This is a genomic window from Mycobacterium sp. DL440 (assembly GCF_011745145.1).
GTDB lineage: Bacteria > Actinomycetota > Actinomycetes > Mycobacteriales > Mycobacteriaceae > Mycobacterium.
The window spans coordinates 4,817,322-4,834,366 of the sequence record NZ_CP050191.1 but is presented as its reverse complement, the minus strand read 5'-3'; the positions used below and the strand labels follow the sequence as shown (position 1 = coordinate 4,834,366).

Annotated in this window: 16 protein-coding genes and 1 pseudogene; 4 read left to right on the top strand and 13 right to left on the bottom strand. The window is 66.6% G+C overall.

Annotated features, from left to right (window positions below):
* Positions 1-14: 14 nt before the first annotated feature.
* Positions 15-1,853: a 2-isopropylmalate synthase gene (leuA, locus tag HBE63_RS23565; protein WP_166906901.1), complete on the bottom strand. Its 1,839-nt coding sequence runs from the start codon at positions 1,851-1,853 to the stop codon at positions 15-17.
* A gap of 321 nt (positions 1,854-2,174) precedes the next feature.
* Between leuA and HBE63_RS23560 the strand changes: the two genes are divergently transcribed.
* The gene (locus HBE63_RS23560; RefSeq protein ID WP_166906900.1) at positions 2,175-2,390 is read left to right on the top strand and encodes a hypothetical protein; all 216 of its coding nucleotides are present in this window, start codon (positions 2,175-2,177) and stop codon (positions 2,388-2,390) included.
* A gap of 30 nt (positions 2,391-2,420) precedes the next feature.
* Here the strand turns inward: HBE63_RS23560 and mgtE are convergent, their stop codons facing one another.
* The 10 genes and pseudogenes from mgtE to HBE63_RS23510 all read right to left on the bottom strand — a co-directional run bounded on the left by mgtE (position 2,421) and on the right by HBE63_RS23510 (position 12,460).
* Positions 2,421-3,797, bottom strand: coding sequence for a magnesium transporter (gene mgtE / locus HBE63_RS23555; protein ID WP_166906899.1), 1,377 nt, complete (start codon positions 3,795-3,797; stop codon positions 2,421-2,423).
* An 86-nt stretch (positions 3,798-3,883) separates the two neighbouring features.
* Positions 3,884-3,949: pseudogene (locus tag HBE63_RS31975) on the bottom strand (XRE family transcriptional regulator); the annotation flags it as partial.
* Between the two features lie 9 nt (positions 3,950-3,958).
* Positions 3,959-5,020, bottom strand: a complete 1,062-nt coding sequence (locus tag HBE63_RS23545; RefSeq protein WP_208301195.1) for a lytic murein transglycosylase — start codon at positions 5,018-5,020, stop codon at positions 3,959-3,961.
* Positions 5,021-5,079: 59 nt separating this feature from the next.
* Complete coding sequence (locus HBE63_RS23540; protein ID WP_166906898.1) at positions 5,080-5,724, bottom strand: XRE family transcriptional regulator; 645 nt, start codon at positions 5,722-5,724, stop codon at positions 5,080-5,082.
* A gap of 14 nt (positions 5,725-5,738) precedes the next feature.
* Positions 5,739-6,926, bottom strand: coding sequence for an FAD-binding oxidoreductase (locus HBE63_RS23535; protein ID WP_166906897.1), 1,188 nt, complete (start codon positions 6,924-6,926; stop codon positions 5,739-5,741).
* Positions 6,923-8,215 (bottom strand): FMN-binding glutamate synthase family protein, encoded by a 1,293-nt coding sequence (locus HBE63_RS23530; RefSeq protein ID WP_166906896.1) that lies wholly within the window; start codon positions 8,213-8,215, stop codon positions 6,923-6,925. The genes HBE63_RS23535 and HBE63_RS23530 overlap by 4 nt, the downstream gene beginning before the upstream one ends.
* Positions 8,215-8,898, bottom strand: a complete 684-nt coding sequence (locus tag HBE63_RS23525; protein WP_166906895.1) for a protein glxC — start codon at positions 8,896-8,898, stop codon at positions 8,215-8,217. The genes HBE63_RS23530 and HBE63_RS23525 overlap by 1 nt, the downstream gene beginning before the upstream one ends.
* On the bottom strand, positions 8,886-9,755 hold the full coding sequence (locus HBE63_RS23520; protein ID WP_166906894.1) for a glutamine amidotransferase: 870 nt from the start codon (positions 9,753-9,755) through the stop codon (positions 8,886-8,888). The genes HBE63_RS23525 and HBE63_RS23520 overlap by 13 nt, the downstream gene beginning before the upstream one ends.
* A 13-nt stretch (positions 9,756-9,768) precedes the next feature.
* On the bottom strand, positions 9,769-11,073 hold the full coding sequence (gene glnT / locus HBE63_RS23515; RefSeq protein ID WP_166906893.1) for a type III glutamate--ammonia ligase: 1,305 nt from the start codon (positions 11,071-11,073) through the stop codon (positions 9,769-9,771).
* A 133-nt stretch (positions 11,074-11,206) separates the two neighbouring features.
* Complete coding sequence (locus HBE63_RS23510) at positions 11,207-12,460, bottom strand: ammonium transporter (protein WP_166906892.1); 1,254 nt, start codon at positions 12,458-12,460, stop codon at positions 11,207-11,209.
* A gap of 191 nt (positions 12,461-12,651) precedes the next feature.
* Between HBE63_RS23510 and HBE63_RS23505 the strand changes: the two genes are divergently transcribed.
* The 3 genes from HBE63_RS23505 to HBE63_RS23495 are packed head-to-tail and all read left to right on the top strand — an operon-like array spanning position 12,652 to position 15,370.
* Positions 12,652-13,965 carry a cytosine permease gene (locus tag HBE63_RS23505; RefSeq protein ID WP_166906891.1) on the top strand — a complete coding sequence of 438 codons (1,314 nt, stop codon included), beginning with the start codon at positions 12,652-12,654 and terminating at the stop codon, positions 13,963-13,965.
* A complete protein-coding gene (locus tag HBE63_RS23500; RefSeq protein WP_166906890.1) occupies positions 13,962-14,651 on the top strand; it encodes a cysteine hydrolase family protein in 690 nt (229 codons plus the stop codon). The genes HBE63_RS23505 and HBE63_RS23500 overlap by 4 nt, the downstream gene beginning before the upstream one ends.
* Positions 14,648-15,370 (top strand): GntR family transcriptional regulator, encoded by a 723-nt coding sequence (locus tag HBE63_RS23495; protein WP_166906889.1) that lies wholly within the window; start codon positions 14,648-14,650, stop codon positions 15,368-15,370. The genes HBE63_RS23500 and HBE63_RS23495 overlap by 4 nt, the downstream gene beginning before the upstream one ends.
* Positions 15,371-15,394: 24 nt before the next feature.
* Here the strand turns inward: HBE63_RS23495 and HBE63_RS23490 are convergent, their stop codons facing one another.
* Entirely contained in the window at positions 15,395-16,351 is a 957-nt protein-coding gene (locus HBE63_RS23490) for a UTP--glucose-1-phosphate uridylyltransferase (protein WP_166906888.1), read from the bottom strand.
* Between the two features lie 72 nt (positions 16,352-16,423).
* Positions 16,424-17,038, bottom strand: coding sequence for a nitroreductase family protein (locus HBE63_RS23485; RefSeq protein ID WP_166906887.1), 615 nt, complete (start codon positions 17,036-17,038; stop codon positions 16,424-16,426).
* Positions 17,039-17,045 lie beyond the last annotated feature (7 nt).

Below are 17,045 nucleotides of genomic sequence, written 5' to 3'. Positions count from 1 at the left end.
GGTTTTGGCGGGAGTCAGCCCTGCGCCGCGCGGTTCACCGCGGACACCACGGCCCGCAGTGATGCGGTGGTGATTGACGTCGCGATGCCGACACCCCAGACGGTCTTGCCACCGATCGACGCCTCGACGTAGGCCGCGGCCTGGGCTTCTTCGCCCGACGACATGGCGTGCTCGGAGTAGTCCAGCACGTTGATGTCGTAGCCGATCGCCCCCAGGGCGTCGACGAATGCCGCGAGCGGGCCGTTGCCGGCGCCGATGATCTCGCGCTCGGTACCGTCGATCTTCACGATTGCGGTGATGGTGTCGGTGCCACCGTCGACCTCGGAGGCCAAGACCTTCTGGCGGATGCGCTCCAACGGGGTGATCGGAGCCAGGTACTCCTCGGAGAACACGTCCCAGATCGCCTTGGGCGAAACCTCGCCGCCCTCGCCTCCGGAGCCCTCTGCGAGCTGCTGCACGGCGCGGCTGAACTCGATCTGCAGCCGGCGTGGCAGCACCAGACCATGGTCGGCCTTCATGATGTAGGTCACGCCGCCCTTGCCGGACTGCGAGTTCACCCGGATCACGGCCTCATACGTGCGGCCGACGTCCTTGGGATCGATCGGCAGGTAGGGGACCTGCCACAGGATTTCGTCAACGTCCGCGTCCATGTCGTCCGCATCGAACTTCATCTGGTCCAGACCCTTGTTGATCGCGTCCTGGTGACTGCCGGAGAACGCGGTGTAGACCAGGTCGCCGCCGTAAGGGTGACGTTCGTGCACGGGCAGCTGATTGCAGTACTCGACGGTGCGACGGATCTCGTCGATGTTGGAGAAGTCGATCTGCGGATCGACCCCGCGGCTGAACATGTTCAGCCCCAGCGTCACCAGGCAGACATTGCCGGTGCGCTCGCCGTTGCCGAACAGGCAGCCCTCGATCCGGTCGGCGCCGGCCTGGTAGCCCAATTCTGCTGCGGCAACACCGGTTCCGCGATCATTGTGCGGGTGAAGGCTCAGGATGATCGAGTCACGCGGGGCGAGGTGCCGGCTCATCCACTCGATCGAGTCGGCGTAGACGTTCGGGGTGGCCATCTCCACGGTGGCAGGCAGGTTGACGATCAGCGGCCACTCGGGCGTGGGCTTGACGATGTCGGCGACGGCGTTGCACACCTCGACGGCGTACTCCAGCTCGGTGCCGGTGTAGGACTCGGGGGAGTACTCGAAGCGCCAGCGGGTCTGCGGGTACTTCGTGGCCTCCTCGACACACATCCGGGCGCCGTCGGTGGCGATCTTCTTGACGGCGTCGCGGTCGGCACGGAACACGACGCGGCGCTGCAGGATCGACGTCGAGTTGTAGAAGTGCACGATGGCCTGAGGGGCGCCCGCGCAGGCCTCGAAGGTGCGCTCGATCAGCTCGGGCCGGCACTGGGTCAGCACCTGGATCGTCACGTCGTCGGGGATCGCGCCGTCCTCGATGATCTCGCGGACGAAGTCGTAGTCGGTCTGGCTGGCCGAGGGAAACCCGACCTCGATCTCCTTGTAACCCATCCGTACCAGCAGGTCGAACATGCGGCGCTTACGCGCCGGGCTCATGGGATCGATCAGGGCCTGGTTACCGTCGCGCAGGTCGACCGCGCACCACATGGGGGCTTTGTCGATGACGCGGTCCGGCCAGGTGCGATCGAACGGAACGCCGGCGCCGAAGGCCGGGCTGCCGCCCGGGACCTCGTCGGCGAAGCTGCGATAGCGGCTGACCGGCATGGACGAGGCGCGCTGAGTGTTCCAGACGGGCTGACCGGGGTTGGGTGCACCGGCCGGCGTATTGATCGCGCGAACCGAACTGAAGGCATCTGCAGAGATGTCGGGGGTGGTCATGATGTTTGCTCCGGGAGTTTGAGTGGGGGACTCGACCGGCGCATCGCAAAAACCCGCGACGGGAAGCCGGTCTGGTCAGACCCCGTCGCGGCGTCCGAGAAGGAGCACCCGCTGCACGCGCTCAACTGTACTCCGCGTCAAACCCAGGCCAAAACCCACAGCTGACGTGCGCTTCCTCCGATCGGGGGAACGCAACTTCACCCGGTTGATCGCCTGATTGCCGGACAGACCTGGGGCCGTCCAGATCGCATCCTTGTCTCAGTGGCCGAACAATCCGCCAAGAAAACCGAAAAATCAACTGAGACAGAAGGTTTCACGATCATGAATAAGTTCACCAAGGCTCTGGCGCTGCCCATCCTGTCCGCAGGCGTCTTCGGCGCCGTCGCACTCGGCCTGGCGGGCACCGCCGCTGCGCAGACCCCCCAGGGTTCGGGCAACCTCTACAGCCCGGACACCTACGCCACCCCGGCCCCCGGCATGAAGCCCGGTTGGCACAACCACCACGGCCCGCAGCGGATCACCAGCATCTACGAGTAGTGATCAGTGGCCGATCGCAGCGATCGTGTCTTACAAGCCCGCCAGCTGCGGCAGGGTGAGGTGCGCGATCCAGAAGTAGATCATCAGTCCGGTGCCGTCGACGATGGTCGCGATCATCGGTGCCGACACCACCGCCGGGTCGACCTTCACCTTCTTCAAGGCCAGCGGCAGCACCGATGACACCAGCGATGCCCACATCACGATGGCTGCGACCGTCAGGCACACGGTCAGGGTGACCGCCGGGCCAACGCCCAGCGTCCACGCCCGGATCATCGCCGCCGCAGCCATCGCGATAGCGATCAACGCACCCGTCGACATCTCCTTGGTGACGATCGCGGGCACATCGCGGAACCGGATCTGGCCGGTGCCCATCGCGCGAACCAGCGTGGTGGTGATCTGGGTGCCGGTGTTGCCGCCGGTGCCGATCAGCAGTGGAATGAAAAACGCCAGGGCGACAACGGCTTCCATCTCCTCCTCGAACGCCCGCAGTACCGTTCCGGTGTACGCCTCGGCGGCGAAGAGCACGAGCAGCCACACGATGCGTTTACGCCATAGCAGCCATGGCGAGGCGCGGAGGTAGGGCACCTCCAGTGGTTCCGAACCGCCCTGACGTTCGGCATCCTCGGTCGCCTCCTCCTCGGCGATCTCTACCGCGTCGTCCTCGGTGAGGACGCCCAGCAATCGGCCTTCGGAGTCGACGACGGGCAACTCGTCAAGCCGGTGATCGATCAGGGTCATGGCCGCGTCCTCGACGTCCGTCAACGGTGCGACAGTGACGACTTCATCGAGCAATTCGGCAACCGGCCGTTCGGCGGGGGCCAGCACGAGTTCGCGTAGCCGGACCGCACCGAGAAGTACGTCCGCGGCGTCGACGACGTAGACGTATGCCCCGGCCGAACCATGGGGCCGGTTGGCGACGTGCTCTCGGATCTGGTCCACGGCTTCCGCCACGGTCGCTGTCGACGCCACGTTCAGGGCGTCGGGTTGCATATGAGCTGCCACCGACTCCTCGGGCCACGACAGCACACCGCGTAGCACCTGGGCCCGGTCGACGACCATGGCGCAAAGCAGCGAATCCCGCCGTGAGTCGTCGAGCCGCCGCAGGATCTCGGCGGCGCGGGGGGCGTCCAGCGCGGTGAGCAGACCGGCGGCGCCCGGGTCCGGCATCGCCCTGAGCACCTTCGCGGCCAGGTCCGCGTCGATGATCGTCAGGAGCTCGGCGCCGTTGTCGGCGTCGAGCAACTCGCCCAGCCGACGTCGGGACGCGGCCGACAACCCGGCGATCTGGCGCTCACGCTCGGCAGGTTCAGCCTCGACCTCGAGCCACGATTCGACGGCCTTCGGCGTGTCCATTGCCAGCGCCTGGCGCAGGTTGACGGTGGTCGTATCGGCTTCGGTGCCGGTCATGTGCCTCCTCGATGCCCCGCTCGGCGTTCAGAAGTAACAACCCGAGGTTTACGCAGTATGAGCGGAAGGTGTCCGGGATAGCCCCACACCTGTGAATCAGGGAAGGCGATCACCGAGAGGAACCGGATCGGCAGTTCGATCAGGTCGCCCGGCCGGCGGCGTCAGCGCGCACCGCCGGAACGGCCATTGCCGAACTTGACCTTGGGTGTGGCTGTGCCGGTGCTGTGCCGGGACCCGCTCGTGCTCGTGTTTGTGGAGCCCGTGCGTGTCACCGAAGATCCCGGCCGGGGTGTCGCTGAACCGGTGTCGCCGTGGTCGTCTCGACGCACGGTCTTGTCCGGCGTGGCGGTGGCGGTTTCAGCCGACCCGGAGGCCGATGCGGGGCCGTCGACCGCGCGAACAGCGACGCTCGGCGGCCGCGGCGCGGTGAGCGGCGGCAGGTTCACCGGAGCCACACCGGTGGCGTAGGCCCGCGCCCAGCCCAGCACGTTGGCGACGTAGGCCATGGAGTGGTTGTAGCGCAGCACCGCGGCGGTCAGGTGCGCCCGGTCGCGCAGGTCCGCACCGTCACTGCAGAGGTAGCGGGCCGCGGCCAGGGTGGCATCGAAGAGGTTGTGCGGATCGGCCCGACCGTCGCGGTCGCCGTCGGCGCCGTGCAGCAGCCACGTGGTCGGCAGGAACTGCATGGGCCCCTGCGCGCGAGCGTAGGTCGTGCCGCCGCCGAAGCTGCCGGCGACGATGATCTCGTTGCCCGGCAGTGAGCCGTCGAGGGCGGGGCCATAGATGGGACTGACAGGGTCACCGCGTTCGTCGGCGGCGCCGCCGAACGCATGCGTGGACTCGACATACCCGATCCCGGCGAGCAGGTTCCAGGTCACACCGCAGTCGGGTTGGCTCTGCGCCATCATGGCGTCCGCGTTCTGGTAGGCCGCCAGTGCGATCGCGGGGATGTGCACCGCGCCCGGTGCCTGAACCTCCGGGGGCGGCGGTGGCCCCGTGTTAGCCGGCGCCGCGGTAGTTGGACGCGCCGACGGCGCCGCCGCCCAGGGCTGGCCGGCGAGGTCGGGCAACGGCAGGACCGCGGCCACCGGCCGTACCCGGTTCTCCTGGACCAGGCTGACCAGGCTGGGCGCGACGGCGACCGCGCTGGTCAACACCATCCGAACGATCACGGCGAGGCAGGTAGACGCGTCGCGGGCCGCTCGACGGGCACGGTGGCGCATAGCCACAACAGTGACATTTGCGCCGCTGCCTGCCAACTCCCGACGTACCGGGTGTCGGCTCACACCTGCGAATCGGGGAAGGCGATCACCGACAGGAACCGGATCGGCAGTTCGATCAGGTCAACCGGTCCGTGAGCGCCTTCCCCGTCAATCTGTAGCGAGTCGCCTGGCTGCAGTCGATATACCGAGCGGCTGTGGGTGTAGTCCATGACGCCTTCGAGCATGTAGAGGAACTCGGTTCCGGGATGCTGGAACAGCGGGTAGGTCTGGCTCTTCTCGGTCAGCGTGACGTGCAGGCATTCCAGGCGTTTGTGCTCACCGCGCAAAGAGCTGAGCAGTTGATATTCGTGGCCCTGCTTGGTGCCGTTGCGCACGATGTCCGGGCCGGTGCCCGCCTTGACGAATGCTGCCGGACGTTCGACGTCCGCGCCGCGGAACAGGCTGGTCACCGGGACGTCGAGCCCCTTGGCGAGTAAGGCCAGGGTGGACAGGCTGCACGAGGTCTGGGCGTTCTCGATCTTGGAGAGCATCGCCTTGGAGATGCCCACCCGGGAGGCCATGTCGGCGACAGTCAGCCCGTGCTGCTGACGCAATCGACGCACATTGCGCCCGATCGCCGCCTCGAATTCCAGTTCCTCGACCGGTTCGTTCGGATCGCGTTCGCGAGCCGTGCCCGTGTTGCGGAGCAGCGGGACGTCACTCACCTGTTCGCCCCCGTCTATCGCATCTCCCCGGCCCCGACGTACGGGTACCGGCTCTTGAGCAAATTGTCCTCTGCGAACCGGGCCAACCGGAAATCTGTCTCGGGTATCCGCGGGTCGGAGCTGCGGCCCTCGGTAACAAGGTCGGCGACCAGCTTGCCGACCGCCGGAGCGATCTTGAAGCCGTGTCCGCTGAATCCGGCTGCCACGATCAGGCCGTCGATACCGGTCGTGGAGATGACCGGGTTCCAGTCCGGGGTGACGTCGTAGCAGCCGGCGTAGCTGCCGGTGATCGCCGCGTCGCCGAAGCCGGGAAATCGGGTACCCACCTTGTCGACGGTCAGGTCGATGAAGCCGTCACTCGCCCGGTTCAGGTAATCGTCCGGGTCGGCAGGCTCACAGTGCGCCAGATCGCTGTTGCCGAACAGGATCTCCCCACCGAGTTCGGGGCGGACGTATTGCAGTGACACCAGGTCGGAGAACACCGGGACGGTTCCGATCGGCACTCCGGGTGAAATGGTGACGATCTGCTCGCGAACCACCTTGATCGGCACGTCGACGCCGTAGGGCGTCAGGAACGGCCGGGTCCATGCGCCGGTGGCGATGACGACGGTGCCTGCCGAAACCTGTGTGCCGTCGGCCAATCGGACGCCGGTGACCCGGTTTTCGTCGAGCACCAGGCCGGTCACGTTGGCGCCCTGGCGGATTCGCACCCCGGCGGCCCTCGCCGACACCGCGAACGCTTGCGCGGTCTGGTATGCGTCGCCGTAGCCGCCGCGAGGCTCCCAGCCGAAAGCGGCGAACGGTTCCAGATCGGCCCACGGCCACAGCTTGGCCACCTCGGCGGCGTCGATCTCCTCGGTCTGCACCCCGACCTCGCGTTGGGCGGCCAGGCTCTTGCGCAGGTTGTCGACGTTGGCTTCACCGACGCCGACGACGTAGCCGGTCTGCCGGAAGCCGATGTCGGTGCCGAAATACTGCTCGGCTTTTTCGAACACCTCGAGGCCGACAGTGGCCATCGCAGCCAGCGAGCTGACCCCGTAGTGGCAGCGCACGATTCCGCTGGACTTGCCGGTCATCCCTGAGCCGACGGTATTGCGCTCCAGGACAGTCACGTCGGTGACGCCCCGTTGGCTCAGGGCCCAGGCCGCCGCGGCGCCTTCCAGTCCGCCGCCGACGATGACGACGTCCGCAGTGGGGGTCACTGGCCCGGAATCCAGTTCGTGCCGGCCAGTGGCACCCGGGCCATGGCCGCCGCCTCGATGGTTACCGCCACCAGGTCCTCGGGCTCCAGGTGGCAGACGTGGGCCTTGCCGCAGGCCCGGGCGATGGTCTGGGCCTCCATCGTCAGCACCCGCAGGTAGTTGGCCAACCGTCGGCCGCCCTCGACCGGATCGAACCGGTCGGCCAGCTCCGGGTCCTGCGTGGTGATCCCGGCCGGGTCGCGGCCGTCCTGGAAATCGTCATAGAAACCGGCTGCGCTGCCCAGCTTCTCGTACTCAGCGGCATACCGGGGGTGGTTGTCGCCAAGGGCGATCAGCGCGGCGGTCCCGATGGCCACGGCATCGGCGCCCAGCGCCAGGGCCTTGGCCACGTCGGCCCCGGTGCGAATGCCGCCGGACACGATCAACTGGACCTGTCTATGCACGCACAGTTCCTGCAGCGCCTGCACGGCCTGCGGCACCGCGGCCAGGGTCGGAATGCCGACGTGTTCGATGAACACCTCCTGGGTGGCCGCGGTCCCACCCTGCATACCGTCGACCACCACCACATCGGCCCCGGCGTGTACGGCCAGCTTCACGTCGTAATAGGTGCGGGTGGCCCCGACCTTCACATAGATCGGTTTCTCCCAATCGGTGATCTCCCGCAGCTCGTTGATCTTGATGGTCAGATCGTCGGGGCCGGTCCAGTCCGGGTGCCGGCACGCGCTGCGCTGGTCGATGCCCTCGGGCAGCGTGCGCATCTGCGCCACCCGCGGGGAGATCTTCTGTCCCAGCAGCATTCCGCCGCCGCCGGGCTTGGCGCCCTGGCCGAGGACCACCTCGATGGCGTCGGCCTTGCGCAGGTCGTCGGGGTTCATCCCGTAACGCGAGGGCAGGTACTGGTACACCAGGTGCTTGCTCTGCCCGCGCTCCTCGGGCGTCATACCGCCGTCGCCGGTGGTGGTCGAGGTGCCTGCCTCGCTGGCCCCGCGGCCCAGTGCTTCTTTGGCCGGCCCGGATAGCGCGCCGAAGCTCATGCCCGCGATGGTGACCGGAATATCCAGGTGCAGCGGATGTTTGGCGTGCCGGTCGCCGAGCACCACATCGGTGCCGCAGCGTTCTCGGTAGCCCTCCAAGGGGTAGCGCGACATCGACGCTCCCAGGAACAGCAGGTCATCAAAATGCGGTAGTGGGCGTTTGGCTCCCCAGCCGCGGATGTCGTAGATCCCGGTCTCGGCGGCCCGTTGGATGTCGGCGATCGTGGATCGATCGAAGGTGGCGGATTCGCGCATCAGTACTCACTCGCATTGTCGACGTGGAAGTGGTAAAGGTTTCGGGCCGAGCCGTAGCGGGTGTAGGCCGCCGTGTCGTCGTCAAACCCCGCCGCTGCCAACAACTCCGCGAGTTCGGCGTGGTGCTCGGCGCGCAGCGGCTTGGCGATACAGTCCGCACCCAGCGAGGCCACCTCGCCGCGCACGTAGATGCGAGCCTCGTAGATCGAATCGCCCAGGGCTTCCCCTGCATCGCCGCGCACCACCAGCCGGCCGGCCTGAGCCATGAACGCGCTCATGTGGCCGATGCTGCCGCCCACCACGATGTCCACGCCCTTCATCGAGATGCCGCAGCGTGCGGCCGCATCCCCCTCGATGACCAACAGCCCGCCGTGCGCGGTGGCGCCCGCGGACTGCGAGGCATTACCGGTGACGCGCACCGTGCCGCTCATCATGTTCTCGGCGACCCCGGTCCCGGCGTTGCCGTTGATGGTGATCTCAGCGATCTGGTTCATTCCCGCGGCGTAGTAGCCGACATGGCCTTCGACGGTCACGCGCACCGGGGTGTTGAGGCCGACGGCCACATTGTGTGCGCCGTCGGGATGGGCGATGACGTAGTCACCTTCGGCCCCCGGTTGATGTAACGCAGCGTTGACCTCACGCAATGACGTTGTGCGCAAATCGAACCCGACTATCGTCTCCATGCGTAGACCACCTCCGGTTCCGGTTCCCAAATGCGTGCCTGCTCAACTCCGGGCAGCCCGGCCAGCGCGCGATACTCACTGGCCATCGCCACCCAGTCGGCGGTCTCGGCGATCACCGCGGGCTTGCAGGCGATGGCGTCACGTACCACCGCGAACGAGTCGTGATCGGAGACCAGCAGGGTGTAGAAGCCGTCAAAGGTGGCGCAGAGTTCCTTGAGCGCAGTCGCCACATCGCGGCCCGCGGCCAGTTGTTCCGCCACGAACCGGGCGCCCACCTCGGTGTCGTTCTCGCTGTCGAACGCCACACCGGCCCGGCGCAGGTCTCGGCGAATGGTGGCGTGGTTGGCGAAAGATCCGTTGTGCACCAGGCACTGTCCGGGGCCGACGGTGTACGGGTGGCAGCCCGACGGCGTCACCGCGGACTCGGTGGCCATCCGGGTATGCCCGACCCCCTGCCAGCCCTGCGCCTTGGACAAGCCCCAGGCCTCGGTAAGGGCACGGGGGTGACCGACCCCTTTGAGCACCGCCAGATCGGCGCCGAACCCGGAGATCAGTGCGGCCGGGTAGGCGGCCCGCACCTGGCCCAGCAGTTCCTCGGAATCCATGTCGGCCGACAGCAGATAGGTCGAATCGACCTGCACCACATCCACATCCGGACCCAGGTCGGGTGGTTCCGAGACATCCGTCACCGAGACGCAGCCCTGCCCGTACGGTGACCACTCCGGGTCTCCGTAGACCGCGATTCCCGCCGAATCGGCGCCGCGGTCGGACATCTCGCCGAGCATGGCGGCGAGCAGTTCGCCAAGGCGCGGATATAGCTCCGGTGTGCGCAGGTGTAGCCCCACGATTCCGCACATGTTCTTCTCCTTTCTAGAAAGCAGTCAGGTATTGGTCGATTTCCCACGGCGTGACAGTGCCGTGGTAGGCGAAGAACTCCTCGCGTTTGACATCGGCGAAGTAGGAGGCGACGCCGTCGCCGGCGACATCGAGCACGCCGGTGACGATCGGATCGGTTTCCAGCGATTCGATCGCGTGCAGCAGGGTGGGTGGCAGGGCGGCCGGTCCTTGGGCGCCTACCGCCCCGGGATCGAGGCTGCGTTTGATGCCGTCGAGCCCGGCGCCCAGCGCAGCGGCGATCGCGAGATACGGATTGGCCGAGCCGTCGCCGCCACGCAACTCGATACGTTGACTGTCGGGCACCCGGATGTAGTGGGTGCGGTCGTTGCCCCCGTAGCTGGGCTTGCGTGGCGCCCACGACGCGCCCGATGCGGTCGAGGTGGCTCCGGTTCGTTTGTAGGAGTTGACGGTTGGCGCGACGACGGACTGCAGCGCGCAGGCGTGGTCGAGGATGCCGCCGATGAACGCGTAGGCGGACTCAGACAGGCCGAGTCCCCGCTCGTCGGCGTCGGCGGGAAAGACTGGCGTCCCGCCGCTGGTCAGCGACAGGTGCAGGTGCAGACCGCTGCCGGTGCGATCGGCGAACGGTTTGGGCATGAAGGTCGCCACCATGTCACGTTCGGCGGCGATCATCGACAACAGGTAGCGCAGGGTGATCACCCGGTCGGCGGTGGTCAGCGCATCGGAGAACTCGAAGTTCTGCTCGAACTGTCCGTTGCCGTCCTCGTGGTCGTTGGCGTAGTTGGACCAGCCCAGCGTGTTCATCGCGGTGGAGATTGCGGTGAGGTGCTCATACATCCGGGTGACGCCGCGCGCGTCGTAACAGGGCTGGGCCGCCGTGTCCGCCGCATCGGCTGTGGCCAAGGCGCCATCGGCGTTGCGGCGCAGCAGGAAGTACTCGACCTCGGCGCCGACCCAGGGTTCGAACCCCGCGTCTGCGGCGCGCTGGATCAGCCCCTTGAGGATCACCCGCGGGGCATACGGCCACGGAGCGCCCTCGACGTGGGGGTCGCAGTGCACGAGGGCCAGGCCCTCTTTGATGAACGGTATCGGGGTGAACGAGGCGGGATCGGGGATGGCGATCAGATCGGGGTCTTTGGGTTCCTGACCCATGGCACCGACGGCGTAGCCGGCGAAACCCACCCCGTCGGTGGCCAGGAGCTCGACCGATTCGACGGGAACCAGTTTGGCGCAAGGCTTTCCGCGCAGGTCGACGAACAGCGCGAGGATGAATTTGGTGCCGGATTGTTCGGCGAGGGCGGCGAGATCGGAGGGCATAGCACCAACACTTTCGTCTCGTGTTATGAATCAAAGTATCACAGTAGGAAACTTCGGCAAGCCGAGGAAACCCCGGTCACCGGCTGCCGTGAGAGCGGCCCACGGCAGCCGGGCCGGGGAATCAGACTGACTGTCAGGCGAATTCGAGCTCGTAGGCCGAATCCCGGTGGAACGCGGTGTCGATACCCTTCTCCTCTTCCTCGGAAGAGATCCGGATACCCATGGTCTTCTTGATCACGTAGGCGATGGCGAACGCGACCACGAACGAATAGATCATCACGGCTCCCGCCGCGACTGCCTGCCGCCACAACTGGTCGAGGCCGCCGCCGTAGAACAGTCCGTTGGTGGCATTGGGCATTCCCTCGCTGGCGAAGAAGCCGATCAGCAAGGTGCCCACCACACCGCCGACGAGGTGGACGCCGACCACGTCGAGGGAGTCGTCATAGCCGAGCTTCTCCTTGAAGCCGACGGCGTAGACGCAGATCGCCCCGGCGATGCCGCCGACGAAGATCGCGCCGATCGGGGTGACCGCACCGCAGGCCGGGGTGATGGCCACCAGACCGGTGATCGCGCCGGAGGCGGCGCCCACACCGGTGACATGACCGGTCCGGAACTTCTCGACCGCCAACCAGGACAGGACCGCCGCGCAAGTGGCGACGAACGTGGTCACCATGACTATCGCCGCGGAATTGCCTGCGGACAGAGCGGATCCGCCGTTGAAGGCGTACCAGCCGGCCCACAGCAATCCCGCACCCAGCAGGGTCAGCGGAACGTTGTGCGGTTTGCGCAGCTGGCCGAACATCGCCGACTTGCCCAGCACGATGGCCACGGCCAGGGCGGCCGCACCGGCATTGATGTGCACCGCGGTGCCGCCGGCGAAGTCGATGGCGTGCAGCTTGTTGGCGATCCACCCGCCGACCGAGTTCTCGGTGACGGTGCCGTCGAACGCGAATACCCAGTGGGCGACAGGGAAGTACACCAACACCGCCCACACGGCGGCGAAGATCATCCAGGCGCCGAACTTCATCCGGTCGGCGACCGCGCCGGAGATCAGCGCCACGGTGATCGCCGCGAAGAGGGCCTGGAAGATGGAGAACAAACTGATCGGCAGCCCGGACACGGTGGTCATGGGCTCCATGAGGTCCTTCATGCCGGCGAATTCGGTGAAGCTGCCGACGAAGCCGTCGTACGACGTGCCGAACACCATCGAAAAGCCGAACAAGACCCAGAGCAGGCCGACAACGGCGACCGCCCCGAACGTCATCATCATCATGTTGGTCGAGCTCTTGACCGAGACCATGCCGCCGTAGAACAGGGCAAGGCCCGGGATCATCAGCGTGAGGCCGATGATGCAACACAGCATGAATGCCGTGGTTCCTGTATCCATCAACATCTCCTGGGGGGGGTGGCGGCCCGGACGGGCCGATCACTGGGAGTTGACGACGTTTCTGTTACGTGGACTGGCTCGTTGTGTTGCGGTGACGTAAACCTCGGCGCCGCACGGCGGTGAGGACCCCGTTACGGAACGTTCATCGACAGAAACGCTCGGGAAATCCGTATACCGCACCGTATACAGCCATGGATACAGCGCACGCCGAGCATCATTCGGCGCTTGGTGAGGAGTACGAGAACCAACCCGTCCCGGTGTCCGCCCGCAAATCACTGTTCGCGGTGTCGGCTGTGTGGGTCGGGTTCCCGATGATCATGACGTCGGCGGTGTTCGCCGGCATCGTCGTCTACAACCTCGGCTTCCTCGCCGGAATGGCGGCGATCCTCGTCGGCGACCTCATCCTGATGGGTTACGTGGGCACACTGAGCTACTTGGCCGGGCGCTCCGGCAAGAACTTCGCGCTCACCGCGGCGGACACCTTCGGAGCCAAGGGCTTTCGCATCGTGTCGGTATTCTTGTCCGCGCTGGTGATCGGCTGGTTCGCCTTCCAGACCGGCATGGTGGGCTCGACGCTCAACCTGTCCATGGGGTGGAGCGCACCGTGGATCACGCTGCTGGCCGGCGTGCTGTTCGTGGCACTGACCTTCGTCGGGATCCGGGCGATCTCGTGGATCGGGGTGGTGGCTTCGGTCCTGTTCATCCCGCTCGGTGCAATCGCCGTGGTGTTGGCGGCGGCCGATCACGGCATCGGCTCGGCCCTGTCCTACGGCGGCGGAGCCGGCGCGAGTGCGTTCGGTTTCGGTGTCGCCGTGACGATGGTCTTCGCGTGCTTCGCCGACTCGGGGACCATGACCGCCGATTTCACGCGGTGGGCCCGCAACGGCAGAGAAGGCGCGTTGGCGGCGTTCTCCGCATTCCCGGTCGCCTACCTCATCGCTCAGCTGGCCGGTGCGCTCGTGGTCGCACTCGGCGCCGCCGCCGCACCCGGTACGGCAGGCGGTGACTTCCTGCATGTTCTTGTCGGCGCCGGGGGAGTCCTGGTGCCGCTGGCAATCGTGTTCGTCTTCGTCAACCTCGGCAGCGTGTGTGCGCACTGCCTCTACAACGGCGCGGTCGGGTTCGGAAATATCACCGGAAAGACCATGCGCCAGTTGACGATCGTGCTGGGTGTCGTCGGAACCGTCGCCGCGGTGGCAGGGATCTGGTCGTACTTCGCGACCTGGCTCAACATCCTCGGGGTCCTAGTGCCCCCGATCGGCATCGTGCTGATCCTCGACCAGCTGGTGTTCGCCGGTCGGCGCGTGTCCTCGGCGACCGGGCTCTACTGGAAACCGTTCGCGGCATGGGGAATCGGAGCCGGGGGAGCGCTGCTGACGCACTTCTACGCCCCGCAACTGTCCGACGCCGTGGTGGCGATGCTGATCGGCGGACTGGCCTTCACTGCCCTGGCGTACCTGCCGGTGCGCGCTGCGCAGCCGGTCCTGGTCGGAGAAGCGGCATGAGCGTGACGATCGCGGCCAACCCCTACCTCTGGCCGTATGACGGTGACATCCCCACCGGGCGAACGGCGTTGATCAACATCGACTGGCAGGTCGACTTCTGCGACGAGGGCGGATACGTCGACACCATGGGATATGACCTGTCCCTGGTGCGTACCCCGCTCGGCCCCGCGCAGGAGGTGCTCGCCGCGGCCCGCGCGGCGGGACTGTTCGTCGTCCACACCCGTGAGGGCCACCGGCCCGACCTGTCGGACCTGCCGGCAAACAAGCGCTGGCGCTCGGCCCAGATCGGCGCCGAGATCGGCTCGGCCGGCCCGTGCGGACGGATCCTCACCCGGGGCGAGCCGGGCTGGCAATTGGTGCCCGAGATGGCTGCTTTGCCAGGCGAACCCGTCATCGACAAGCCGGGCAAGGGCAGCTTCTATGCGACCGATCTCGACTTGTTGCTACGCACCCGCGGAATCACGCACATCATCTTCACGGGCATCACCACCGACGTGTGCGTGCACACCACCATGCGTGACGCCAATGACCGCGGATACGAATGCCTGGTCGTCTCCGATGCCACCGGGGCCACCGACTACGCCAATCACGTTGCGGCACTGAACATGATCACCATGCAGGGCGGGGTATTCGGGGTGCATGCCACCAGTGCCGATGTGATCGCCGCGCTCAAGGAACTGCAGTGACCGGAACTCGTGTCGAGAAGCCGGTATCGCTGCGCGACCGGGTCTACATCGACCTCGGGAAGAAGTTGATGGTCGGCGAGATCGACGATCGCACCCGGCTCGTCGAGTCCCAGTTGTGCGAGACGCTGCGGGTCAGCAGGACGCCGCTGCGCGAGGCACTGGTTCGGCTGCACGCCGACGGCATGCTCGAGCGGCGTTCCGACGGGTATTACCCCGTGGCCCTCGACATCGCCGGTGTCCGTGACCTCTACGAGCTGCGCATCACGATCGAACTGCGCGGCATTGCACGCGTTCTGGAAACCGACGAGTTGCGCTACGACAAGGACCGGCTGGCGGCACTGCGCGCCGAGTGGGCCGAACTGCAGGCCTGCCCACCACCGGCAGAGGCCGACATGGTCCTGCTCGATGAGTCGTTCCACATCTCGTTGTGTACTGCGTCGGGCAATGCGGCCATGGTGTCAGCGCTCGACAACGTCAACCGCCGGATCCGGCTCATCCGTATGTACGACTTCGTCACCGAAGAGCGGGTCGCCGCGACCATCACCGAACACCTGGAGATCGTCGACCTGCTACTCGACGATCAGCTCGACGCGGGCCGCACCGCGCTGCACGAACATGTCGGGGCGAGCTTGGATGTCGTCGAACGGCGCGCATTGCGGGCTTTGAGCGCCAGGGCCCTGGGTCAGTCGGTCACGTCACTCGAAGTGCTCTGGGCGTGAGCCCGGCAACCCATTCGGCTGCGGCTACGCCGGTTCCGGCCGGGGCGGACCGTCGATCTCGTGTGCGAGTGCACGCAACAGCGGCCCGTCGACCTCGGAGGCCAAATCCCGCAGCACCGGTCCGTATTCGGGATGCGTCAGGGCAAAAGCGAACTGTGCGACCAGGTAGTCGGATGGATTGCCGGTGTCATACCAATGCCCCTGGATCACCTGGCCGTAGGCGGCATGATCCTCGGCGTAGGCGTTGATCGCGTCGGTCAGGTAGATCTCGCCCGTCTGCGTTCCCTCATGCCAGCGTTTGGTCTGCTCGCGAAGCTCGTCGATGACACCGGGCGTGATGACATAGCCACCGATCGCGGCATAGTCCGATGGGGCCTCATGCGGCTGAGGCTTCTCGACGATTCCTGAGATCCGCAGGAGCCCATCGCCCAGATCCTCCTTGATGACCGGTACGCCGTACCGGCGTGACTGCTCGGGAGGCATCGGCATCAGCGCCAGCACCGGCGACCCCGCCTGCTCATAGGCTCGGATCAGTTGCTGGGCGCGGGGTACCTGAGCGACGAAGACGTCGTCGGGCCAGAGCACCAACACCGGCTCGTCGCCGAATGAGCGTGAGGCATTGAGAACGGGGGTGCCGTTGCCGTAAGGACCATGCTGATGGAGGTAGGTGATATGACCGCGGGCAGATAACTCGCCAACCTCTTCGACCGCGTCGGCGTACGCGTCCTTGCCGTCCGCCCGCAGCTGATCGACGAGGATCGTGTTCGGGCGAAAGTGCTCTTCTATCAATGTTTTACCGCCGGAAACCACGATCGTGATGTCGGTGATGCCGGAATTGACGAGCTCGCGCACCGTGTGTTCGATGACCGGCTTGTCGCCGACCGGCAGCATCTCCTTCGGGATGGCCTTGGTCAGCGGCAGCAGGCGCGAACCGATGCCGGCCGCGGGGATGACGGCCTTGCGGATGGCCTGTCGTGCCATGTGGTCCTCTCCGGTGTTTGCAGGGTTCCCACGTCGTTGACCACTGATGGTGGTACCCAATGGAACTGGCGTCTAGTCCGGTTTGGGTGAGTCGAGCGGAATTCCCCAGCGTCCACCAACCACAATTTGCTCCAGCGGCAGCCGTTCCCTGGCCCGGCTGTCGCGTTCGACGATCGCCGGATCGGCTTCCGAGTAATCACCCAGCGCACCCACCGCGATGACCGCCAACGGTCGAACCCCGCCCGGAATCCCGAACGTGGCCCCGGCGCCCTCGACGTCGAAGCCGGCTATCGGATGGACGATCAGGCCGCGCGACACTGCCTCGACTGTCAGTTGCGCGATCGCGGCTCCGGCGTCGACGGCCGCATACCGTGCGGTCCGCTCGTCCTCGCCTTCATCAGCGCACACCAGGATCAGCGCCGAGGCCGCATGGGCGTAGCTGTTGCCGCGTTTGAGTAGGCCGGCCAGTGTGGCGAATGTCTCGTCCGCTCTGACCCCGACCACGAACCGCACCGGCTGGCGATGGCCCCAGCTGGCGGCCCAGCGCGCGGCCTCCAGCAGTGCGGTGAGCTGGTCAGCAGTGATGGCGGCGTCGGGGTCGAACGCCCGGGGGCTCCAGCGGGCCGCGAGATCGGGGTGGATCGGCACGCTGGTGCTGGCCAGCCTGCTGTTCGGCGTGTCAGGCACGTCAGCC